Below are 22,798 nucleotides of genomic sequence, written 5' to 3' on the forward strand. Positions count from 1 at the left end.
CCACTCATGATCGACCCTGCCGGATCTACCTTGCTGCACTTGGCGAGCGGGCTGCCCTAGCGGGTGAGATAACCGCCATCGATGAGCAGCACCGCGCCGGTGACGTAGCTCGACGCGGGCGAGCACAGGAACAGCACGCAGTTGGCCACTTCCTCGGGCTGGCCATAGCGTCCCATCGGGGTCATGCGCCGCCAGACCGGGTCCCAATCGGGATTGCTGAAGCCGCCGCGCGACATGTCGGTGTCGATGTAGCCGGGCGCCACGGCATTCACGCGGATGCCCTCGGCGGCAAATTCGCTGGCAAGGCTCTTGGTCATCATGTGCACGGCCGCCTTCGAGCTGTTATACGCGACCTGGTTCTGCGGAACATTGGACGCCAGCCCCGACATCGACCCGACGTTGAGGATGACCCCGCCACCCTGCTCGCGCATAGCCGGCAGCGCCGCGCGCGAGAACCGGAACACCTGGACGACATTGGTCGAAATGATCTTTTCCAGCTTCTCGTCGCTGAATTCGGGCGTATCGCCATGAACGGCGACGCCCGCATTGTTGACCAAGATGTCGATGCGTCCGTATTTTGCGATGGTATGCCGGACGAGCCTTTCCGGCGTTTCCGGGTCAGTCGCGTCGCCGGACACGAAATCGTAGTCGTAACCCTTCTTCGTCAGTATCTCGTCCGCATCGGGATTGTCGCGACGCGCCGTGAGGACCGATTTCGCACCAGCCTCCCCGAATATCTCCGCGACCGCCAGGCCGATGCCTCTGTTGCCGCCGGTGATCAGGGCGACTTTTCCATCCAGCCGAAATTGGTTGAGCGACATTTTTTCCTCCTCTTGTTCGTGCATCCCGGCGGCGCGTCAGGCCGCCTCCGCCTCGCCGGTCGCGGCGAAGCGGTAGTCATCGAGCGAGCGCTGAACGGCGGCGACCAGCAGCTTTTCCGGATCGAGCGCCACACCGGCAAAAACTTCGAACGAGGCAAGATGCTGCCGCATCAGCGTCGCCGGCACACTCTTTCCACGCAAGGCCTCCAGCAGGCGCGCGACCGCGGCTTCCGCCTCGGGCTGGTTCCAGTAGTAGCGGATACGATCCGAGAATGAGTAGTGGCGCTGCAGCCGCTGCTCGGCCGGCGAGCCGTGATAGTGCCCCTGCCAATAGCCCGGCTGGGCAAGCATCAGCCGCTCCATGGCTTGGCAGAGCGGCCGGTCGCCATAGTCCGGCAGCAGATCGGTGGCGACGAGGTCGAGCCCGTACAGCGCCTCGCGCAGCACGAACGTCAATTCCGGACCGACCTTGAGAATGGGAAAGCCGTCTTCGACCAGTTGCCGCAGGGCGGTGCGCCCCTGGTAGTCGGTGGAATGCGCCTCGTAGACGAATTGCGTAACCTCGTCGAGCAGGCGTGTCAGGCCCGCGGCCTTCGCGCGGTCGTAGAGCACGACGTTCTCGTTGCCGAACTCGACGCCGGGCTGCACCACCAGCGCGATGACGCGGGAAAACGCCTGCTCCAGACCGTTCTCGACGAACACCTTGTGATGGATTTCGATCGTCTGGCGCGCCGCGGCAGGATCGGTCGGCTCGAGCTTGGCGATCGCATGGTCGGCGCCGCCGGGTGGTGGCACCTCGGTGCCGATGATGTAGACGGGTGCCGGACCTCCCGCCGAAATCGCGGCTGCCTCGGCTGCCCGGGCCAGGCGCGCGGCGCGCGCCGCCGTCGTGGCGTCATCGAGTGCGGCCGGCTCGCCGGCGCAGCCCATCGAGGCGTCGAGATGGAATTTTCGGAAGCCGGCCGCGACATAGGCGGCGACCATGGCCTCGGCCTTGTGCATGGCGACATCGGCGCTTTCCTTGCGCCAGGGATTGGGACCGAGATGGTCGCCGCCGAAGATGATGCGCTCGCCGGGAAGCCGCTCTTCCCTGGCGATGCGGTCTACCAGCGCGACGAAATCCGCCGGCTGCATGCCGGTATAGCCGCCGAACTGGTTGACCTGGTTGCAGGTCGCCTCGATCAGCAGCGTGTCGCCATGCTTTGCCGCATTACGCGCCGCGGCGCGGATCACCAGCGGATGCGCCGAGCAGACCGAGGTGATCCCCCGCGGTGAGTTGCCGCGGCGCGCCGCAGCCAGGTCCATGAGCAGCGTCATACTCCATGCCTCGGCGTGGTCGCGATGAAGGCATCGAGTTCCCGGCGCGAGCCGGCGCCCTCCATGGGGCCTAGCACCGCGACGTTGCGGGCGCCGGCGGCGTTCGCGTATTCCAGCGCCATGGCAGCCGGCATGCCGAGCCGCCGGGAGGCGACATAGGCACCGCCGAAACAGTCGCCGGCCCCCGTCGGATCGACCTCGTCAACCGCGAAAGCCTGGCAATCGATGCGCGAGCCGTCGGCGCCGAAGAAGGTGGAGCCGCCCTCGCCGCGCTTCAGCGCTATTTCGGTGACGGCGCGGCCGAACAGCGCCGCCGTCGCCGCAGCCTCGCCGTCGGCCTTGCCCGCGACGAACAACTCGTCGCCGGAGGGCAGCAGCAGATCGGCCACGTCGATCAGCCTTGCGAAACGCTCCTCGGTCTGACCGCCGAGCAGTTCCTTGCGCAGGTTCGGATCGAGCGAGATGCTGCCGCCGCGCCCCTTGATGATGCCTATCGCATGATCGAGGATCGCCCAGACCTCGGGAATGGCGAGCGCCGTGCCCATCACATGCAGATGGCCGGCGCGCGCGATCATGGCTTTGGCGTCCGCCGTCAACGCCAGCAGCCCCGCCGCGGACTTGGCTATGTTGTAGACGAAGTCGCGCGAGCCGTCGGCACGGTAACGGACGAAGGCGCTGCCGGTCGGGTAATCGGGGCTGACCGAGATGGCCGACACGTCGGCGCCGTCGCGGCGCAGCCGCTCGACGTTGAGGCGGCCGAAATCATCGTCGCCGACCGAGGCGATGATGCCGGCAGCGCCACCGATTTTGGCGCACTGGTCGATGAAGATCGCCGGCGCCCCGCTGGGAAAGGGGCCGATCAGGTCGATCGGCTCGAGAAAGCCGACGCCACGCGTGCGCGCCATGATCTCGACCAGGATCTCGCCGACCACGATGGTGGGCCCCAGCGCATCGGGCGCCAGTCTGGTCCGGGTTTCGATCGAAGCTACGGGCATTGCACGGTACTCTGGTTGGACTTCGGGAGCGCGTGCCATGCGCGACCCGGCCTCGGCGCCCGATGCTGCGATCGGCATGCACGGGCCGGCGCGGTCACATCAGCGATGCCTCTGACACTCCTCCGGAAGTCACGATAGTTGAGATTGCAGCATTGCACAACATATTGCCTGGCGCTGCGAACACGCTCAGTCGCTGTCCTCCGCGCCGCCTTCGCTGAAGCGACGGCTTTCCATCGACAGATAGCGTTGGTGCAGCATGCAGGCGGCGCCGAAAGCCGAGCCGACGGTGCCCTCGTCGTTCACAACGATCGACGGCATCGGGAAGCTGGGCTCCTGGATTGCCTGTATGTGTGCCGCCACCCGCGCCGCCATCAGCGGGTAGAGCGCCGCCACCGAGCCGCCGAGCACGATATGGCTGGGGTCGATGATGCGGCATGCATGGACGACGCCGACCGCAAGGGCGCGCGCCCAATCCTCGGCGATCGCCACGGCGCTCGGCAGCCGGTCGCGGACGTCGTCGAGGAAGGTCGCGAAGCTCGGATCGGCCCGGCCGCTCGCCTTGCGGTACTCGGTCATGATCTGCTTCAGGCCGATCATCTGTTCGAGGGTGCGCCGTGGTTCCTGAGGACCGTTCATCGGCAGATGCCCGATCTCGCCGGCCAATCCGCCGCCGCCCCGGAAGACGCTGCCGTCGATGACGATGCCGCCGCCGACACCGCTTTCCATGACAAGGAAGAGGGTGACGCCGGCATGCGCCTCGTTGCGGCCGTGAGTGGCCCCGAGGGCAAAGGCGTTGGCATCATTCTCGGCCATGACCGGGACGCGGATAGGCAGCATCTCGCGCACCATCGCCGCGACATTGACATCACGCCAGCCAAGCAGCGGCGCGAGACGAACGAAGCCGCTCTTGTCCATATGCGCGGGAATGGACACGCCGAAACCTTCGCAGCGTGCCAGTCTCTCGGACGGTATGGAGTTGAGCGCTAGCGCCACGGCGCGCTCCACCGCCGCCTCGACGCTGGTGTTCGGCCCGTCGAATGGCTCGAAGCCGGTCGAAACGATCCTCGCGCCGAGATCGATCTCCACGGTGCTGATATGCTCGACGCCGATCTCGACGCCGAGGAAACAGATTGCCTCGGGCACCAGTTCGAGCATGATGCCGGGCCGGCCTGCCCTGGCGCGGCCTGCCTCGCCCGGCGCGGCCTCGTCCGCCTCGCGGACGAGGCCGTCGGCGGTCAGACCGGCGATGATGTGGCCCGACGAGGAGCGGTTGAGGTGAAGCCGACGCGCCAGATCGGCGCGGCTGAGGCGCCCCGACTGGTGAAGCGCCCGAAGCACGGCGACTTCGTTGCTCTGCCGGATTCTGCGCGGCGAGTTGGCGGTCAGCGCCGGATCGTTCACGGAAGGCTCCCCAGGCTGCCCGCGCCGCTCCGGCGAGGCCATGGCGGGCCGGCTCGGGATACACGCCGTATCCGACGCCAGCAACCGGCGCCCGACCAGCCGACTTCGCCGGCTATGCGCGTCCTCGCCGGGGCCGGCATGACTGCCATCTACGGGCGGGCATTGGTTGCCCGCCGCCGCACCGCCTCGTCCATCTTCAAGTCGATGAAGGATTTGGCGTGCCGGGCGAGCGGCATGTTGTCGGTCCAGGTATCGCGCCAGATCGCGCAGGCGAGCGACAGGGCTTCGTCCACCACCTTGCTGGAGAAGGATTCGAAGGTGATGTCGCGGGCGTAGCCGATGTCCAGCAGCGCGTCGAAGATGCGGTCGAAATCGATGGTGCCGTCGCCGAGATAGCCGCGATTGCTCTCGCCGATGTGGAAATAACCGATCTTGTCGCCGGCCAGGCGGATCGCCGCCGCAGGATTGGCCTCCTCGATGTTCATGTGGAAGGTGTCGAGGTGCAGCCTGACATGATCGGACCCTGTCGCGGCGATGAAGTCGAGGCCCTGCGCGGTGGTATTGAGGAGATTGGTCTCGAACCGGTTGACCACCTCGAGCACCAGGTCGACGCCGGCGGCCTTGGCCACATCGGACGTCCCGGCGATAGCCGCGACGCTGTTCTTGCGCCCGCGGTCGGTCGGCATGGTCGAATATTTCGTATGCGCCGAATAGAGAATGCCGCCGAGTTTTGTGCCGCCCACATCCCTGACCGCAGCGACGGCATCGGCCAGAAGCCGCTCGCCCGCCTGAACCACCGCCTTGTCCTCGCTGGAGACGTCGGCGCTCGGGGGGAGTCCCATGGTCACCGCGATCTCCAGATCGAGGGCTTGGGCGCGTTTCGCCAGCCTGTCCAGGTCGAATTTCTCGGGCCGCAGATAGGCGAACTCGATAAGGCGGTAGCCGCAGGCCGCCGAGTTCTCCATGGCCTCCTCGAGCATCGCCTGCGTGCCGCCGCCCGTCCAGACGAACGAATGAATCCCCAGTCTGCGCATGATCCCCTCCCGGGTAAGTCTGCCTATATATGTTGGGTTACGCGACAAAATAGCCGAAGCAGCCCGATGTCAAGGCCTCGCGGAACCGCATCGGCACGAACTCGGTCCTCGTGGGAGCATGACGTCCCGATGACGCCAGGAGCGCAATTGCGGGCTACCTACTTCCGACAGAGGGCTCCGACGCCTCGTGCTGGCGAGCCATGTTTTCAATTGACATGCCCGAGAGAAGCTCTAATTTGTCCTGTTAAACAACATATAGGAAGGACGCGCCCGGGATTGCACTAGGCCTCGCGAAAGGAAGAGGAGCCTTCGCCAGTGCCTGCAGCAGAGAATACGGAGCAGAGTGAGCCCGATGGCTGTGTTACGGGGAGAGGAGCCGTTTCATGAAGGCCGATCCGAGGATCGTTCCGGATTTCGAGATGATCATATGCCCGCCCGCCGAATCCTTCCGGTGGAACATGCACGACTACCCGTTCCACAAGGCGAAATGGCACTATCACCCGGAATACGAACTGCATCTGACCCGCGCCACGTCCGGCGTCATGATGGTCGGCGATCACATCGGCGAGTTCGAGCCGGGCTGCCTGGTCCTGACCGGGCCCAACGTCCCGCATAACTGGGTCAGCGACATCGAGCCGGGCACGCTGATCCGCAACCGCGACATGCTCATCCAGTTCAGCGCCGAATGGGCAAATCGCGTCACCGGCTTCTGCCCGGAGCTCGGCTCCATCCGGGAGCTGTATGACGACGCCGTCCATGGGGTGGAGTTCACCGGCGCGACGGCGGTGGCAGGGCAGCGGCTCCTGGCCCAGATCGGCTCGGCGCGCGGTGCGGACCGCGTGGTCCTGTTCCTCCAGCTCATGATCGCGCTTTCCCGCAATCCCGCCGAACGGCGGCGGCTTTCGCGGCTCGCGCCGGCGGCGGCGCGGCTCGAGCTTCCTCCGGAACTCGATGTCGCCATGCGGCATGTGCTGGAGCACTACAGCGAGGCGATCGACCTCGCCTCCGTGGCCAGGCTGTGCGGGCTGGAACCGCAGGCCTTCTCCCGCTTCTTCAAGCGACACACCGGGCACACCTTCGCGCGCTACGTGATCCTTGCGCGCATCTACGCCGCCTGCTCGCTGCTGATCCAGACCTACCAGCCGATTACCGACATCTGCTTCGCCGTCGGCTTCAACAACGTCGCCAATTTCAACAGGCAGTTCTTCAAGATCTGCGGCCGCACGCCGTCCGACTACCGCCGCAACGCCCATATGATCGGAACGCTGGCCCGCGCCGACCCCTTCCGAGACATCGGCGCCTATCGCCTGGAAGAACGGCAGCCGGCGGAAAAGTATAGATCGGCTTCAAACCGCGCGTAGCGGCGCCGGCCGCCGGTCCATAAGCTCGATGGACGCTACCGGATCGGCGCGACGGAAGACCGCCGCAACGATCGGGTAAATGCGGAACGAATGCTCGAACGCCGGGAGGAGCCGTGCGGCCGGGCTTTCCAAGACGCTGAAGAACAATCCGGCGTGGGGAATGAGCTTGGCGGCGACCCGCCGCGAGCGCTGGAAAACACAGGAGGAGTGTATGTTCAGACGAAGTGGAACGATTGTCGCCGCACTGGCGGCGGGCCTGCTCGCGACCGCGGCACCGGCCATGGCCGACTTCTGGTCGGACGCCGGCGCGAAATACCAGGGCGTGACGCTGCACGGCGTGACCGAGAGCACGCCGCCGTCCAACTACATCAAGGACGTGCTTGCCCCCGCCTTCGAGAAGGCGACCGGCATCAAGGTCGAGATCGAAACGACGTCCTGGGACCAGATGTACGATAAGGCCATCAAGGACATGGAAGCCAAGACCGGCATCTATGACATGGTCTATATCGAGCAGGACATCATCTACGCCTATCTTGCCCGCGACTTCCTCGTCGACATCACGAAGTCGCTGAAGGACGACCCGTCGCTCAAGGCGCCGGACTTCGACGAAAGCCGCTTCACCACCTTCGCCAACTACTTCAAGAATGCCGACGGCGACCTGTTCGGCATCCCGATGGAAGCCTTCATCAAGCTCTACCTCTACCGCACGGACCTGTTCAACGATCCGGCGATCAAGGAGGCCTTCAAGAAGGAGACCGGCAAGGACCTGGCCCCCGCCAAGACCCATGAGGACTACACGCAGATCGCCGAGTTCTTCACCAAGTGGGGCAAGGACAACGGCAAGGAAATCTGGGGCTCGACCGCCCAGGCGCATACCGGCCACCCCGCGTCCTGGTACGAGTTCTTCGAATCCGTCGCGCCGACCTTCGGCGTCTACAATTGGGGCATCGACGCATCGAAGAACTACGCCGCCTCCGTCGCCGAGGGCGGCTCCATGAACAGCGACAAGGCCAAGACCGCGCTGAAATGGTGGCTGCACCTGCGCGACATCGCGCCGCCGGAATCGGCCGCCAGCACCTGGACCGAAGTCGGCACGACCTTCGCCGCCGGGCGCGCCGCCCAAGGTTTCGTCTACGGCGAGAACGCCGCCTGGATCGCGTCCGACGCCGAGAAGTCGAAGGTGGTCGGCAATGTCGGCGTGGCCCTGCCGCCGGTGGAACCAGGCGTGATGGAGGAGGCCGAGGCCGGCAAGGGTTATATCGGCTACTATGACGGCGGCGCCTTCGGCCTGCCGGTCACCTCCAAGAACAAGGAAGCAGCCCTGCTCTTCCTGCAATATATCGGCCAGGACTCCGTCCAAGGCGACTGGGCGGTCGCGGCACCACGCATCACCAACACGGCGACCTACGATGATCCAAAGGTCATCGAAATGGATAAGACGCTCGGCGGCTACTACACCATGCTCAAGGACCAGGGAAAGCTGTTCGCCGGCGCTCCGCCCTATCCGTTCCACGCCCAAGTGCGCGAGGCCACCGCACCGATCTTCTACAGGATCCTGACCGGCGAGGTCGGGCCTGACGAAGGTCTCGACCAGATGGCCGCGGCCGCCGAGGCCGAACTGAAGAATCTCGGTTACCGCAAGTAGTCCAACCTCCCAAGGACTCCACGGGCCGCCGCCGGGCGCGGCGGCCCGAATGCGCATCCGACGCCACGCGGCGTGCGGAACTGCCGGGCAGACCGGCGCCAGGAGAGTGGTTTCATGCGATCAAACAGGGTGGGCTGGCTGCTCCTCGCCCCGACGATTCTCATCCTGGCCGTGTTCGGCATCGTGCCCTTTCTCTACGTCCTCTACGTCGCGTTCCACCAGTGGAATCCGTTCGGTGCCAATCCGAACATGATCTATAACGGCGCCGACAATTTCCGCCGTCTGGTCTTCGACGCGGAATTTCTCACCTCCGTCTGGTTCACGCTGAAGTTCGCCTTCTTCGCCGTGGCCAGCGAGGTCGCGCTCGGCTATCTGCTCGCGCAGCTCTTCATGAAGGATTCCCCCGGCAAGGGTTTCTTCCGCACCATCCACACGCTGCCGCTGATCGTGGCGCCGATCGTGGTGGGATCGGTGTGGCGGCTGATGACGACGCCCAGCATCGGCATCATCCCCTACCTGCTGAACGACTGGTTCGGCTACGACCTCAACATCGGCCGCGACGCCACCTCGGCCTTCGTCATCACCGTCATCATGGATATCTGGCACTGGACTCCGCTGGTGACGCTGACGCTGCTGGCCGCGCTGGTGTCGCTGCCCAAGGAGCCTTTCGAGCAGGCGCAGATCGACGGCGCCAACCGCTGGCAGATCTTCTGGCACGTCACCCTGCCGATGATCCGCCCGGCGATCCTGGCGACCGTGTTCATCCGTCTCATGGACGCGCTGCGCACCGTCGACGAAGTGTGGATGCTGACCGGCGGCGGCCCCGGCGCGGCAACCCGCTATGTCGGGTTGCACATCTGGAAGCTCGTCTTCCCCAAGACCGACTACGGCTACGGCTCGGCCATCTCGGTGATCGTGCTCTATCTCACCCTGGTGATGTGCTGGCTGCTCTATGTCGGGCTTGTCGCCCGCCGCGACCGGAAGAGGCCAAGCTGATGCGCGCCGACCGCCCTTATCTCACCGTCCTCCTCTGGACCCTGCTCAGCCTGCTGACGCTGTTCCCGATCTACTGGCTGTTCGTCATCTCGGTGAAGCCGGCGGTCGAGCTGTTTACCACCCCGAGCGTGCTGCTCGATACGGTCTACTGGAACAACTACGTCAAGGTGCTCAACGACAGCACGCTGCGCCGCTACATGTACAACTCGATCGTCATCTCGTCCGGCAACGCGCTGCTTGTGACCACGCTCGCCTTCATGGCGTGCTACGCGCTGTCGCGCTTCGATCTCGCCGGCAAGGAGAACATCTTCTTCTGGACGATCACCAACCGCATGGCGCCGGCCGCCGTGTTCCTGCTGCCGTTCTTCCTCTTGTTCACGCAGGTCTTCGTGATCGGCGACTGGAAGCTCTACGACACCAAGATCGGCATGATCCTGCTCTACTGCACCTTCAACCTGCCCTTCGCCATCTGGACGCTGAGGCCGACCATCGACGCCATTCCGAAGGAGCTGGACGAGGCGGCGACGGTCGACGGCGCCTCGACCTGGCAGGTCATCCGCGAGGTCATCTTCCCGCTGGCCCGGCCGGGCCTGGCCGTCACCCTCATCCTCACCTGGGTGTTCGCCTGGAACGAGTTCCTGTTGGCGGCGACGCTGACGAGTTTCAACGCCCGCACCATCACCACCGGCCTGTCGGAATACGTCACCACCACCGGAACCGAATGGGGCACCATGGCGTCGATCGCCATCATTACCCTGGTGCCGGCCCTGATCGTCTTTTCGGTGGTGCAGCGCCAGATCGTCGCCGGCCTGACTTTCGGCGCGGTCAAGGAGTAGGATAATGAAGCACGCCGCCGACCTCGACCAGGCCGACGAAGAGGCCGGTACGCTCGCCGCCACGCCGGAGCGCACCGGCTTCCTGCCGATCGTCACCAACTGGTTCGACCGCGTGTTCATAGGCATTTACCTGTTCGTCGCGCTCGAATTGTTGTGGATGCGCTTTCTGGAGCAGGCCATACCGCTCACGGTCTGCCATGTTCTGGCGCTGGCGCTCGGAGCGCTGATCGTCTGGCGTGGATAGCAAACGGAAACCGGGGCGCGCCGCGCCCCGAACAAGCAGGGATACCCGACCATGAAATCGCTGGTCCTCGAAGAGAAGCTGAAACTGTCGCTGCGGGATTTCCCGATCGAGCGCGAGGAGACGCTGGGTCCGCGCGACGTGCGCATAAAGCTGCACACCGTCGGCATCTGCGGCTCGGACGTCCACTACTATACCCATGGCGGCGCCGGCATCTTCCAGGTGCGGGCACCGATGATCCTCGGCCACGAGGCGTCCGGCACGGTGATCGAAGCCGGAAGCGAGGTTTCGACCCTCAAGGTCGGCGACCGCGTCTGCATGGAACCCGGCATTCCCGACCCCAACAGCCGCGCGACGCGCCTCGGCCTCTACAATGTCGATCCCGCCGTGCGCTTCTGGGCGACGCCGCCGGTGCACGGCGTGCTGCGGCCGACCGTCGTGCATCCGGAAAACTTCACCTTCAAGCTTCCCGACAACGTCTCCTTCGCCGAGGCAGCGATGGTCGAGCCGCTGGCCGTCGGCGTGCATGCCGCCACCAAGGCTCAGGTGAAGCCCGGCGACGTCGCCCTGGTGATCGGCGCAGGGCCCATCGGCCTGGTCACTGCGCTGGCGGCGCTCGCCGCCGGCTGCGCCAAGGTGTTCGTGTCCGACATCGACGACAGCAAGCTCGAGCTGGCGGCGAAGCTCGGTACGATCACGCCGGTCAACGTCTCAAGGCAGGATCTGACCCAGGAGATCCTGACCGCGACCGACGGCTGGGGCGTCGAGATCGTCTTCGAATGCGCCGGCAGCCCGCGCGCCGCCGAGGCGGTCTTCGACGCGCTCTGCCCGGCGGGCCGGGTGGTCTTCATCGGCGTGCAGATGCACCCGATCGCCTACGACGTCGGCAAGGCGATGGTGCGCGAGGCGCGTGTCGAGCACGTGTTCCGCTACGCCCACGTCTTCCCGCGCTGCGTCGCCATGCTGTCGTCCGGCGCGATCGACGTGAAGCCGCTGATCACCCGCACCTTCGGCTTCGAGGAGAGCGTTCGCGCCTTCGAGATCGCCGCGTCGGCACCGAAGGGCGAGGTAAAGATGCAGATCGAACTACCGCAATAGAGGAAGCCACATGGCCGGTGTCAGCGTCAGAAACGTCGTCAAGCGCTACGGAAGCGTGCAGGTTATCCACGGCGTCGACGTCGAGATCGCCGACGGGGAGTTCGTCATCCTCGTCGGCCCGTCCGGCTGCGGCAAGTCCACCCTGCTGCGCATGATCGCCGGGCTGGAGGCGATCTCGGACGGCGAGATCGCCATCGGCGGCAAGGTGGTCAACGATGTCGCGCCGAAAGACCGCGACATCGCCATGGTGTTCCAGAACTATGCGCTCTACCCGCACAAGAACGTCGCCGACAACATGGGCTTTTCCCTCAAGATCAAGGGCCGGCCAAGGGCGGAGATCGATGCCAAGGTGCGCAAGGCGGCGGAGATCCTCGACCTGACCAAGCTGCTCGACCGTTTTCCGCGGCAGCTTTCCGGCGGGCAGCGGCAGCGCGTGGCGATGGGCCGCGCCATCGTGCGCGACCCGCAGGTGTTCCTGTTCGACGAGCCGCTGTCCAACCTCGACGCCAAGCTCAGGGTCGCCATGCGCGTCGAGATCAAGGAACTGCACCAGCGGCTCGGGACGACCATCGTCTACGTCACCCACGACCAGATCGAGGCGATGACCATGGCCGACAAGATCGTGGTGATGCGCGACGGCCATGTCGAGCAGGTCGGCGCGCCGCTCGACCTCTACGACAACCCCGGCAACGTCTTCGTCGCCGGCTTCATCGGCTCGCCGGCGATGAACTTCATCAAGGGCCGGATCGATGCGCGCGACGGCGGGCAGATCTTCGTGTCGGACGCGGGCGCGGTGCTGCCGGTAAGCGGGGTCAACGCCGAAAGCGGCCGGCCGGTCGTCTACGGCATCAGGCCCGAGCACATCGACCTCGACGGCGACGGATTGCCGGCGACCGTCTCCGTGCTCGAGCCGACCGGCTCGGAGACCCAGATCTTCGCCAGGATCGGCGAGGATCCGATCGACGCGGTGGTCAAGGCCAGGCTGAAGGTTCGTCCGGGCGAGGAGATCCGGCTGAGGATCGACCCCAGCCGCGTGCACATCTTCGATCGCCAGAGCAGCGCGCGGCTGTAGCGGTCAGTCGAGGGATGCGACCCAGTCCATCAGCGCCGCAAGGTCCAGCGGCAGCGTCGTGTCGACGCTGAACAGCGGCCAGGTGCCGAGCGGCGTCGCATGGCAGGCAAGCTCGATCAACTCGGGCACGTAGGCCTCGCCAAGATGGCCGGCATGGCGCGACGACAGCCTCGACCGGTAGCGTTTTCCGATCGCGGCAGGCGGCGCGTGGCACCATATTTCGGCGGTGCGGGAGACTTTCGCGTTCTCCAGATGGGTGTTCAGCACGGCAGCAGGCTGGAAGCCGAACCAGGCGTCGATGACGGTAGTGCTGCCTTCCGGAAAATCGCCGATCAGCGCGAAAATCGCCTGGTAGCTCGCCTTGCCGAGCAGGCGGTTGTAGTCGCGGTCGCCGGTGCCGAGATGGGCGAAGAACGCCTCCTTGACCGTGTCGAGCGTCAGCAGCGGCCAGCCGCCGGCGTCGGCCAGCGCGCGGGCGACGGTGCTCTTTCCCGATGCCGGCACGCCGTTGACCAGAAGCACGCGCTTCATCGGGCTATCCTTGCCGGCTCAAGGCCGCCAGGCCGGCGCCGATGACGCCGGCGCGGTCGCCCAGCATGGCCGGCGCGACCGGGCATCGATACCATACGGCCTCGACCGGAATTTCCGCGAGGGCTTCGTGCATGGCAGCTCCCAGCCCGCCGCCGAGCACGACCACGTCGGGGTCGAGGGCGGCGATCGCCGTGTCAACGGCGAAACGCATCGGCCCGGCCCAGGCGTCCAGCACCGACCTGGCTGCTTCCGATCCTTTGCGGGCCTCTTCGAGCAGCCGGTCCACGGACGTCGCCGTCGGCAACCCCGCGGCGGCCAGATGATCGGCCAGCGCCGTGCCCGAGCTGGTGGTTTCGACGCAGCCGCGCCGCCCGCACAGGCAGCGCGCGCCGTTCTTGTCTACGGTCAGATGGCCGAGCTGGCCGGCCGCCGCCTTGCCCCGCAAGATCCTGCCCTCGGCAAGCACGGCGCCGCCGATGCCGGTGCCGATGGTGAACATGACAGCCGTTCCGGCCGACCGGGCGGAACCTACGGCATGCTCGGCCAAAAGCGCCATGTTGCCGTCGTTGTCGAGCACGACCGGCCGACCGAAGGTTTTGCCGAGGATGTTGCCGAGATCGATGCCGGAGAGATCGACGTAGCCGCCGGACATCATGCGATTATGCCTGATGTCGACGCGTCCCGGCACGCCGATGCCGACCGCGTCCACCGTCGCATCGTCGAGGGCGCGCACGAGGTCTTCTATCTGCGCGCAGACCAGCTCCGGCGCGCCCGCCGTCGGCTGTTCCAGCCGGGCCAGCACCGCACCGGCCGCGTCGATCCGCGCGGCGCGGATGCGGGTTCCGCCGACATCGACGCCGACCGCGGTGGCCATGGGATCAGGCGGCCGCGCCGGTGCGGGGATAGCGATCCAGCACCGCCTGGATCTGCCTGAGCCGCGGCACCGCCCGGCTCACCAGCAGCTCGCGCTGGCGATCGCGGTCGAGCGAGACGCAGTCCTTCCACAGCGCGCGTCCGGCGATGACGCCCGCGGCGCCGTTCGCCATGGCGATCTCGACCTGGCCGAGAAACGTCTCGTGATCTACCCCGGCCGACAGGACCGACCAGGGCACCGACCCGCACATGGCGGTGATCGCCGCGCAGGACTCTTCACTGCCGGGATAGGGCAGCTTCAGCACTTTTGCACCGGCATCGAGGCAAAGCCGCGTGCCGCCCTCGATCAGCGACGGAAACTTTTCCGCATAGGCCGCCTTGTCCTCGCCGGGCAGCGCGTAGGTCAGGAATTCCACCACCAGCAGCAGATCCTCGCGGGCGAAATCAGCGATGCACTGCTCGATGATCGCCATGTTGTGGCGATTGGCCTCCGGCCGGTCGGAGCGCAGATAAACCATGATCTTGCCGCCCGTGCCGCCCAGCTCGCGGACACGCCGCGCGGTCAGGCCAGGCGTAAGCCGCGACAGCCAATAACCGTTTGCGTCGGTGTCGTAGCCGGAAGCGTCGAGGCCGATGAGCAGCGCCACGTCGCGCGGCAGCACGCCCTCGTCGACGACGCGCGGCACCGCGCAGACCGCGTCGAGCAATATGCAGGGCGCGTGGCTGGCGAGATATCGCACCACGTCGGCCTTGGTGTCGCCCAGCATGCCGTCAGTGATTTTCGCTTCTTCCTCGGGCGTCGCGGCGAGCAGCTTGCGGATGCCGCCGCGCTGGTCGCAGGCGATCGCCATGATCACGCCGTTCGCCCCGCATATCTGCTGGTAGCCGCGGCGTTCGGAGGTGGTCATTTCGGACATGGCGACTTCCCGGTTTCGCTTGAAAGGACGCTTGGGGCTTTGCGGCCCCGCGCAGTGGCTGCACAATCAGTCACAAATTTACTCGTGTCAATATTGAAACCAACGTGCGTAAAGTTAGAGTTCGGAACGCTGCTGCGATCGGCTGCGAACTCCATCTCGCGGCGGACGGACGAGACGCTCGACCGACACTCGTATGAGTCGTACGACTTGCGGCCGTGGCACTCAGCAAATTTACGCATGACAAGATTTTAGGCTACGCACCAAAGACGTCGACGTTTTGTGTAAAATTTTGCCTTGCGGCCTCTCGTCACCGCGCTCTATCTAAGCGCCATGGTTTCGGCAACGCGGGCGTCCAGGGCTATCGAACAATGACGCACAAGACGATGGAGGATTTCGCGAAATCCTGCGGCGTATCGCGGCCGACGCTGTCGAAATATTTCGACGATCCGACCAGCGTCAAGCCGGCGACCAGAGAGCGGATCGAGGCCGCGCTGCGTTCGTCGGACTACCAGCCCAATCTCTATGCCCGGAACCTCAACCGCAAGAAGACCCGCAATATCGGCATCGTCGTGCCGACCATCGCCGACCCGTTCTATTCCGAGATGGTCAATCGCATCGAACTGCGCTTGCGCGGCGATGGCTATTGGCCCATCGTCATTTCTTCGCATGGCTCGCGCGAACTGGAGGTCGAGGCGACCCGCACCATGCTGTCGCTGAAAGTCTCGGGCGCGCTGGTCGCCCCTCTGGGGCTGCGGTCGGATCAACGCGTGCTCGAGAAGCTGACCAGGACGATACCGACCGTCTATTTCGACACTTTTGTCGAAGGCGACACGCCCTTCGTCGGCAACAACAACACGCAAAGCGTGTCGACCATGGTCGACTATCTCTGCCGGTCCGGCGACGCTCCCGTCTATTTCGATATACCGCACGTCAACCACAACTCCCCGGAACGGCTGCAAAGCTATGTCGGCACGATGGAAAGGCTGGGGCACGAGCCTGTAGTGATCGGCAATACACGCGATTACACCTGGGATTTCGAGCGGATCGGCCACGAGCAGACGCAGGCGATGCTGTCCAAAGGCGGGCTGCCGAAGACCCTACTCTGCGCCAATGACCGGCTGGCCTTCGGCGTCATGGCCGCCGCCTTCTCGCACGGGCTCAAGGTCGGGCGGAAGGGCGATTGCGACCTGCGTGTCGCCGCGCATGACGACCACCCGCTCAGCCGCTACACCTGCCCGGCGCTGACCACCATGGCGCAGGATTTTGCGGCCATGGCCGGCCGCGGCGTCGAGACGCTGCTGTCGCTGCTGGAGGATGACAATGGCAAGGCCGCCGGCAAGCTCGCTCTCGACGCCACTCTGGTGATGCGCCAGTCCGCGTGAATCGCGGCGGGGCGGCGCCTATTCTCGCGCGAAACCCCGATCGAAGCCGCGCCAGGCATCGACGGCGGCCTCGACAGCTTCACGCGCCGCCGGGATATGGCGGCCCATGGACACAAAACCATGGATTTGATCCGGCCAGTGGCGCAGGACGGTCTCCACACCGTCTTCGGCAAGCCGCCGCGCATAGGCCTCACCCTCGTCGGCCAATATGTCGTGACCGGCGATGGCGACGAAGGCCGGCGCCGCTCCGACGAGGCTTTTCACCTTCAGCGGCGACACGCGCCAGTCGTCGATGTCCGCCTTGTCGCGGATGTAGTGGTCGCGGAACCAGGCCATGGTCGCGGCCGTCAGGCCGAAACCCTCGGCGAAGCGGCGATAGCTGTCGGCCGTCTGCGAGGCATCCGTATTGGGGTAGAGGAGCAGTTGCGCCGTCAGCGGAGCGTCCCGTGTATCGCGCGCCGTCAGCGCGACGATCGCGGCAAGATTGCCGCCGGCGCTGTCGCCGGCAACCGCAATGCGTCGCCTATCGATGCCGAGCGCATCGGCGGAATCGCGCATGAAGGAGAGCGCCGCAAGACAGTCCTCGACGGCGGCCGGAAACTTGTGCTCGGGCGCCAGCCGATAATCCGGGCAGACGACGACGCATCCGGCGATGTTGGCGAACCAGCGGCAGACCTCGTCATGCGACTCGAGATTGCCGATCACCCAGCCGCCGCCATGCAGATAAAGCAGCGCCGACGCATCTGTCTCCGGCGCGCCCTGCCCGCGATAGAGCCTGACGGTCAGCGCTCCGCCGGGTCCGGCGAAGACGCGCTCCCCGACAGAGGCGACAGGCTCGCGCTCGCCTTGCAGCGTCGGAACGCCGGCATCGTAGGCGCGCCTGGCTTCGGCTGGCGTTCCGGTCTCGAAGGGTGGGAGGGCGGCCTCCCTTCCGAGTTCCAGCACGTGCCGGGCACCCGGATCGAGGTCAACAGAAGGCAATATCGACATGGCTGGCTCCTCCGGCCGGCAGGTCACGCAAGCAGACTACCAGCCTCTTCCTCGCCGAGCAGTGGCGGCTGGACGGTCGGCCCCTCGACAATGGCAACGGCCTCGCGGCTTTCACCCGACACGAGAATAGCCTCCATGATCTCCAGCACATGCAGAGCCAGCCTGCCCGAAGCGCGCGGGGCGGCGCCGGTGGTCAAGGCCCGTGCCAGGTCGGCAACGCCGAGCATGCGGTAGTTGGCGCGGTCCGGTGCGGCGAAAGGCCAGTTGCGCGCGCCGTAGAGTTCTTCCTCGCTGTGGAAATCCTTCCACTCGGCGCCGCGCTCCGACAGCGACACGGTACCGCCGAACGTATCGGGATCGGGCAGGCGCAGCGACCCTTCGGTGCCGTGCAGCTCGATCGGGTGGCTGGAGTGCCGGAACACGTCCCACGACGCGCCGAAAGTCACCGTCGCGCCGGAGCGGAATTCGAGCAGCGACTGCACGGTGGTGGGCGTGCCGACCTTGAAGGTGGTGTTCCTGAACGGCCCGTCGGCGGTGATCAGCCGCTCCTCCTGGCCGCTGGTCGCCATCGCCATGACGCCGGCGACCGGGCCTAGCAGATTGACCAGCATGGTCAGGTAATACGGTCCCATGTCGAACACCGGGCCGCCGCCCGGCTGGTAGTAGAATTGCGGATTGGGGTGCCAGTGCTCCATGCCGCGCCCCATCATGAAGGCGGTGCCGGTGACCGGGCGGCCGATGGCGCCCTCGTCGATCAGCCGGCGGGCGCGGCGGCCGGCCGCACCCAGGAACGTGTCCGGGGCCGAGCCGATCAGCAGGCCGCGCTTCTCCGCCTCCGCGACCAGGCGCCGGCCGTCGGCGGCTGAGGTCGCCAGCGGCTTTTCGGTAAAAACATGTTTCCCGGCGGAAAGCGCCGACAGCGTCACGTCGAAATGCGCGGCGGGGATGGTCAGGTTGAGCACGAGGTCGACTTCCGGATCGGCCAGCAGTGCGTCGACGCTCATTGCGCGAATGCCGTACTCGCCGGCGCGCCGGGCCGCCATGTCGGCGGAGATATCGGCGCAGGCCCGCAGTTCCACGCCATCGAACAGCGCCGCGTTGCGCAGATAGGTCATCGAGATGTTGCCGCATCCGACGACGCCTATTCCCAGCGCCGCCACTGATTTTCCATGCATTCCAAGCTCCTCCCGACGTCGCGGACGCTCTGTCCGATACTCCTTTTGCCCGGCGGCGAACAGCTAAAAATCACTATGGAACACTTTAAATATTGACGCGCGTTAATTTTTTATCGAACATGCGGCAATGCTGGTGACGCCGCCAGCTTTCAGGGAGGAAGCAATGTCTGACACCGGAAAGGGGCCGCGCTCCGGCTCGAAACTCGTCGCTCATGTGACCAAGGCCGACCGCCGGCAATTTCTCATCGGAAGCGCCGGGCTGCTCGGCGCCGCCGCGCTCGGCATTGGCACCGGGCTTGGTACTCGCCCGGCCCGAGCCCAGGGACGCGCCGAAATCAGCTTCGCCAGCGCCGCCTTCTTCGGCAAGGAGACGTTCGGCGACCTGATCAAGACCTTCAACGAATCCCAGGACCGGGTGCTGGTCAAGAACATCGAGCTGCCGCCCCCGAGCTCGTCGACCGAGGTCTATCAGGGTCTCGTCCAGCAGCTCGCCCGCCGCAACGGCACGCCGGACGTGTTCAGCCAGGACGTGATCTGGATCGCCGGCTTCGCATCCGCGGGCTGGGCGCTGCCGCTCGACGAATATTTCCCCGCCGACAAGCGCGACGCCTACTTCTCCGGCACCCTCAGCGCCTGTACCTATGACGGCAAGCTGACCGCCCTGCCCTGGTTCATGGATTCGGGCATGTTCTATTACCGCAAGGACGTGCTGGAGAAGCATGGCGGCAAGGTTCCGGAGACCTGGGCCGACATGGCGACCATCGCCGCCGCCGCGCAGAAGGGCGGCGACGTCGACTTCGGCTATCTCTGGCAGGGCAAGCAGGCCGAAGTGCTGGTCTGCGACGCGGTCGAGATCATCACCTCCAACAACGGCTCGATCCTGGCGCCGGACGGCAAGTCGTCGCTGATCAACAAGAAGGAAGCCGTCGAGGCCATCCAGTTCCTCCACGACACCATCAACACCACCAAGATCAGCCCGCAGGACGTGCTGTCCTGGGACGAGGAGCCGTCGCGCCAGCCCTTCACCTCGGGCAAGGCGATGTTCATGCGCAACTGGTCCTACGTCTATCCGATCGCCCAGGATCCGAAGGCCTCGCAGGTGGTCGACAAGGTCGGCGTCGCGCCGCTTCCGTCCTTCCCGGGCGGCAAGAGCTCGGCCTGCCTCGGCGGCTACCAGCTCGGCGTCAACGCCAACTCGAAGCAGCGCGAAGCCGCGATCGAGCTGCTCACCTGGCTGTCATCGCCGGAAACCCAGCACCGCATCGCACTGAATTTCGGCCTCGCGCCGACGCGGCCTGCGCTGTTCCAGGACGAGAAGATCAAGACCGAGCAGCCGTTCATGGCGAGCCTGGAAAAAGTGTTCACCGGCGCCACGGCGCGCCCGATCACGCCGGAATATGCCAAGGTGACGCTCGCCCTGCAGTCCGGCATCTCCAAGGCGCTGGTTTCCGGCAAGGTCCAGGAAGAGATGGATGCGCTGGCGACCCAGATCGACGGCATCGTCGGCTGATCCGATGTCGGCGGCGGTCAGTTCATCAGCAAGCGGCTGGCCGCGCCGACGTTCGAAGCTGCTGCCGGCCGCGCTCTGGCCGCTGATCCTCCTGACGCCAGCGATCGTCTCGCTGGCGTCGGTTTCCTTCTACCCGATCGTCAACGGCTTCTATCTTTCATTCACCAACACCTCCCTGATCACCCAGGAGCAGGAGTTCACCGGTTTTTCCAATTTCCTGCGGCTCTGGAGCGACGCGCAGTTCTGGAACGCCTGGTGGCACACCATGTGGTTCACCTTCGCGTCGACGGTGCTGGAGACGGTGATCGGGCTCGGCATGGCGCTCATCCTGTGCGAGGCGTTCAAGGGACGGGGGCTGGTGCGCGCCGCCATGCTGGTTCCCTGGGCGATGCCGACCGTGGTGACGTCAAAAATGTTCGGCTGGCTGTTCGACGGCCAGCACGGCATCATCAACTACATCCTGCTGCATGCCGGCCTGATCGACCAGAACGTCAACTGGTACGGCTCTCCCGACACCGCCATGACCACCATCATCATCGCCGATGTGTGGAAGACCACGCCCTTCATGGCGCTGCTTTTGCTTACAGGCTTGCAGACCGTGCCGACATCGCTGCTCGAAGCCGCCCGCATGGACGGCGCGAAGGCGTGGACCACCTTCTGGCACATCCGCCTGCCTCTGCTCATGCCGACCTTGCTGATCGCCGGCCTGTTCCGGGCGCTCGACGCCTTTCGGGTCTTCGATCTGGTCTATGTGCTCACCGGCGGCGGTCCGGCCGATTCGACCGAGACGCTGTCGACGCTGTCCTACAAGGTGCTCTTCTCCACGCTGGAATTCGGCTACGGCTCGGCCGTGTCGACGGCCATGTTTGTTACCGAGCTCGCCATAGCGGTGGCCTTCTGCCTCTATCTGATGCGGCAGATCAGGAGGGCGCGATGACCGGCCTCTCGTCGCCCCTGCGCAGCTTCGTCCTCTATCTCGGCGCGGCCCTGATCCTGCTGTGGTCGGCCGGGCCCTTCATCTGGCAGTTCTCGACATCGTTCCAGCTCGACAAGGCGCTGACCTCCGGCACACCGTCGCTGATCCCCGATCCGCTGACCTTCGAGCACTACTACAACGCCTTTGTCGAAAAGCAGCTTCACCGTTATGTCTGGAACTCGCTGGTCGTGTCGCTCGCCACCACCTTCCTCTGCCTGTTCGTCGGCTCGCTCGCCGCCTTCGCGCTGTCGCGGCTGAACGTCAGGGGCCGGTTCGGCATATTGATGGTCATCCTGTCGGTGTCGATGTTTCCGCAGATCGCGCTGGTCGGGCCGCTCTATCTGGTGGCGAGCAATCTCGGCCTGCTCGACACCTACACGGCGCTGATCATCACCTACCTGGCGCTCGGTCTGCCGCTCGTAACCTGGGTGCTGTTCGGCTATTTCGAGACGCTGCCGCGCGAGATCGACGAGGCGGCGCGCATGGATGGGGTCGGCGTGCTCGGCCTGCTCTGGCACATCATCCTGCCGATGTCGCTGCCCAGCCTCGTCACCACCGGCCTGCTTGCCTTCATCACCGCGTGGAACGAATTCCTGTTCGCGCTCGCCTTCACCTCCAATATCGACCGCCAGACGATTCCGGTCGGCATCGCCAACTTCACCAACCAATATTACGTGCCCTGGGGCGACATCGCCGCGGCCTCCGCCGTGGTGACCGTGCCGCTGATCGTGCTGGTGCTGTTCTTCCAGCGCCACATCATCGAAGGCCTGACCCAGGGCGGCATCAAGGAATGATGAAATGACTGCCAGAAGCCTCAAGGTCGGCTGCCAGACCTTTACCTGGGAAATGCTCGGGGATCGCTTTGCCGGCGGCCCGGACGATCTGGTCCGGGCGATCTCGGACGGCGGCTATTCCGGCATCGAGATCACCGACACGATGATCGGCCGCTATGCCGGCAAGCCGGTGGAGTTCGCCACAACGCTGAAGCAGGCGGGGCTGACGCTGGTCTCCTTCGCCTTCGGCTCGGACAGCGGCTTTACCGTCAGGGAAGAGATCGACGCCGATCTCGAAAGCGCCCGGCGCTGGATCGATTTCGCCGCCAATTTCCCGGGCGCGCTGGTGTCCATGGGATCGGCGACAGTGGTTTCCGACGGACCGCGCGAGGAAAAGTTCGCCATAGCCGCGGAGGCTTATAACCGCGCCGGCGAGCTCGGCCGCAAGGCCGGCGTGCAGGTAGCCGTGCATCCAAGCTCGCACCACAACACGCTGCTCTACGATCGTCCCGACTACGACCGCATCTTCGGCCTGCTCGATCCCTCTCTCGTTGGCTGGGTGCCCGACACCGGCCACATCCTGCGCGGCCATGCCGACATGCTGGACACGCTGCGCACCTACCGGGACCGCATCCGCTACCTGCATCTGAAGGACGTCGACGCGGCCGGCACCTGGGCCATGCTCGGCAAGGGTATCTGCGACACGCCGGCGGTCATCGACATCGTCACCGCGGCGCCGAACTTCAACGGCTGGCTGGTGCTGGAGGAGGAATCCGAAACTGCCGCCGCCGACCCCGCGGGCGCGGTGAAGACCAACCGCGAAACCATGCGCAGCTATGGCTACTGAGGACCGG

22 protein-coding genes are annotated in these 22,798 nt (G+C 65.6%); 12 read left to right on the top strand and 10 right to left on the bottom strand.

Annotation, left to right across the window (positions count from 1 at the left end):
* Positions 1-56 precede the first annotated feature (56 nt).
* The 5 genes from C7I84_RS19970 to C7I84_RS19990 form a co-directional block, all read right to left on the bottom strand.
* Positions 57-821: an SDR family NAD(P)-dependent oxidoreductase gene (locus C7I84_RS19970; protein WP_106773977.1), complete on the bottom strand. Its 765-nt coding sequence runs from the start codon at positions 819-821 to the stop codon at positions 57-59.
* A 36-nt stretch (positions 822-857) separates the two neighbouring features.
* The gene (locus C7I84_RS19975) at positions 858-2,138 is read right to left on the bottom strand and encodes a D-tagatose-bisphosphate aldolase, class II, non-catalytic subunit (RefSeq protein ID WP_106773978.1); all 1,281 of its coding nucleotides are present in this window, start codon (positions 2,136-2,138) and stop codon (positions 858-860) included.
* Positions 2,135-3,133 (bottom strand): tagatose kinase, encoded by a 999-nt coding sequence (locus C7I84_RS19980; protein WP_106773979.1) that lies wholly within the window; start codon positions 3,131-3,133, stop codon positions 2,135-2,137. The genes C7I84_RS19975 and C7I84_RS19980 overlap by 4 nt, the downstream gene beginning before the upstream one ends.
* A 186-nt stretch (positions 3,134-3,319) precedes the next feature.
* A complete protein-coding gene (locus tag C7I84_RS19985; RefSeq protein WP_106773980.1) occupies positions 3,320-4,534 on the bottom strand; it encodes an ROK family transcriptional regulator in 1,215 nt (404 codons plus the stop codon).
* Positions 4,535-4,683: 149 nt separating this feature from the next.
* Positions 4,684-5,568, bottom strand: a complete 885-nt coding sequence (locus C7I84_RS19990; protein ID WP_106773981.1) for a sugar phosphate isomerase/epimerase family protein — start codon at positions 5,566-5,568, stop codon at positions 4,684-4,686.
* Positions 5,569-5,951: 383 nt separating this feature from the next.
* Here C7I84_RS19990 and C7I84_RS19995 point away from each other — a divergent pair, with 383 nt between their 5' ends.
* From C7I84_RS19995 to C7I84_RS20025, 7 genes are all read left to right on the top strand, one after another.
* Entirely contained in the window at positions 5,952-6,929 is a 978-nt protein-coding gene (locus C7I84_RS19995) for a helix-turn-helix domain-containing protein (protein ID WP_106773982.1), read from the top strand.
* Positions 6,930-7,140: 211 nt separating this feature from the next.
* The gene (locus tag C7I84_RS20000) at positions 7,141-8,574 is read left to right on the top strand and encodes an extracellular solute-binding protein (RefSeq protein WP_106773983.1); all 1,434 of its coding nucleotides are present in this window, start codon (positions 7,141-7,143) and stop codon (positions 8,572-8,574) included.
* A 114-nt stretch (positions 8,575-8,688) separates the two neighbouring features.
* The gene (locus C7I84_RS20005; RefSeq protein WP_106773984.1) at positions 8,689-9,570 is read left to right on the top strand and encodes a carbohydrate ABC transporter permease; all 882 of its coding nucleotides are present in this window, start codon (positions 8,689-8,691) and stop codon (positions 9,568-9,570) included.
* A complete protein-coding gene (locus C7I84_RS20010; protein WP_106773985.1) occupies positions 9,570-10,406 on the top strand; it encodes a carbohydrate ABC transporter permease in 837 nt (278 codons plus the stop codon). Before C7I84_RS20005 ends, C7I84_RS20010 begins: the two co-directional genes overlap by 1 nt.
* A 4-nt stretch (positions 10,407-10,410) precedes the next feature.
* Positions 10,411-10,650 carry a DUF2160 family membrane protein gene (locus C7I84_RS20015; RefSeq protein ID WP_106773986.1) on the top strand — a complete coding sequence of 80 codons (240 nt, stop codon included), beginning with the start codon at positions 10,411-10,413 and terminating at the stop codon, positions 10,648-10,650.
* Positions 10,651-10,701: 51 nt separating this feature from the next.
* Positions 10,702-11,745: an NAD(P)-dependent alcohol dehydrogenase gene (locus C7I84_RS20020; protein WP_106773987.1), complete on the top strand. Its 1,044-nt coding sequence runs from the start codon at positions 10,702-10,704 to the stop codon at positions 11,743-11,745.
* Between the two features lie 10 nt (positions 11,746-11,755).
* Positions 11,756-12,817, top strand: coding sequence for an ABC transporter ATP-binding protein (locus tag C7I84_RS20025; RefSeq protein WP_106773988.1), 1,062 nt, complete (start codon positions 11,756-11,758; stop codon positions 12,815-12,817).
* A 3-nt stretch (positions 12,818-12,820) separates the two neighbouring features.
* Here C7I84_RS20025 and C7I84_RS30965 read toward each other — a convergent pair whose 3' ends face one another.
* The 3 genes from C7I84_RS30965 to C7I84_RS20035 are packed head-to-tail and all read right to left on the bottom strand — an operon-like array spanning position 12,821 to position 15,138.
* Complete coding sequence (locus tag C7I84_RS30965; protein WP_342587171.1) at positions 12,821-13,348, bottom strand: P-loop nucleotide/nucleoside kinase family protein; 528 nt, start codon at positions 13,346-13,348, stop codon at positions 12,821-12,823.
* 4 nt (positions 13,349-13,352) lie between these two features.
* On the bottom strand, positions 13,353-14,222 hold the full coding sequence (locus tag C7I84_RS30970; RefSeq protein ID WP_342587172.1) for an ROK family protein: 870 nt from the start codon (positions 14,220-14,222) through the stop codon (positions 13,353-13,355).
* Between the two features lie 4 nt (positions 14,223-14,226).
* Positions 14,227-15,138: a tagatose-bisphosphate aldolase gene (locus tag C7I84_RS20035; protein ID WP_106773989.1), complete on the bottom strand. Its 912-nt coding sequence runs from the start codon at positions 15,136-15,138 to the stop codon at positions 14,227-14,229.
* 368 nt (positions 15,139-15,506) lie between these two features.
* Between C7I84_RS20035 and C7I84_RS20040 the strand changes: the two genes are divergently transcribed.
* On the top strand, positions 15,507-16,520 hold the full coding sequence (locus tag C7I84_RS20040) for a LacI family DNA-binding transcriptional regulator (RefSeq protein WP_106773990.1): 1,014 nt from the start codon (positions 15,507-15,509) through the stop codon (positions 16,518-16,520).
* 18 nt (positions 16,521-16,538) lie between these two features.
* Here C7I84_RS20040 and C7I84_RS20045 read toward each other — a convergent pair whose 3' ends face one another.
* Positions 16,539-17,510, bottom strand: a complete 972-nt coding sequence (locus tag C7I84_RS20045) for an alpha/beta hydrolase (protein WP_106773991.1) — start codon at positions 17,508-17,510, stop codon at positions 16,539-16,541.
* A 23-nt stretch (positions 17,511-17,533) separates the two neighbouring features.
* Positions 17,534-18,685: a Gfo/Idh/MocA family protein gene (locus tag C7I84_RS20050; RefSeq protein WP_106773992.1), complete on the bottom strand. Its 1,152-nt coding sequence runs from the start codon at positions 18,683-18,685 to the stop codon at positions 17,534-17,536.
* Positions 18,686-18,848: 163 nt separating this feature from the next.
* Here C7I84_RS20050 and C7I84_RS20055 point away from each other — a divergent pair, with 163 nt between their 5' ends.
* Genes C7I84_RS20055 through C7I84_RS20070 form a run of 4 tightly spaced genes read left to right on the top strand, consistent with a single transcriptional unit; the run spans position 18,849 to position 22,791 of the window.
* A complete protein-coding gene (locus tag C7I84_RS20055) occupies positions 18,849-20,195 on the top strand; it encodes an ABC transporter substrate-binding protein (RefSeq protein WP_106773993.1) in 1,347 nt (448 codons plus the stop codon).
* The gene (locus C7I84_RS20060; protein WP_245428512.1) at positions 20,158-21,132 is read left to right on the top strand and encodes a carbohydrate ABC transporter permease; all 975 of its coding nucleotides are present in this window, start codon (positions 20,158-20,160) and stop codon (positions 21,130-21,132) included. The genes C7I84_RS20055 and C7I84_RS20060 overlap by 38 nt, the downstream gene beginning before the upstream one ends.
* Complete coding sequence (locus tag C7I84_RS20065) at positions 21,129-21,965, top strand: carbohydrate ABC transporter permease (RefSeq protein WP_106773995.1); 837 nt, start codon at positions 21,129-21,131, stop codon at positions 21,963-21,965. Before C7I84_RS20060 ends, C7I84_RS20065 begins: the two co-directional genes overlap by 4 nt.
* A 4-nt stretch (positions 21,966-21,969) precedes the next feature.
* Positions 21,970-22,791: a sugar phosphate isomerase/epimerase family protein gene (locus tag C7I84_RS20070; protein WP_106773996.1), complete on the top strand. Its 822-nt coding sequence runs from the start codon at positions 21,970-21,972 to the stop codon at positions 22,789-22,791.
* Positions 22,792-22,798: the final 7 nt, after the last annotated feature.

This window comes from Kumtagia ephedrae (assembly GCF_003012745.1).
GTDB classification, from domain to species: domain Bacteria; phylum Pseudomonadota; class Alphaproteobacteria; order Rhizobiales; family Rhizobiaceae; genus Kumtagia; species Kumtagia ephedrae.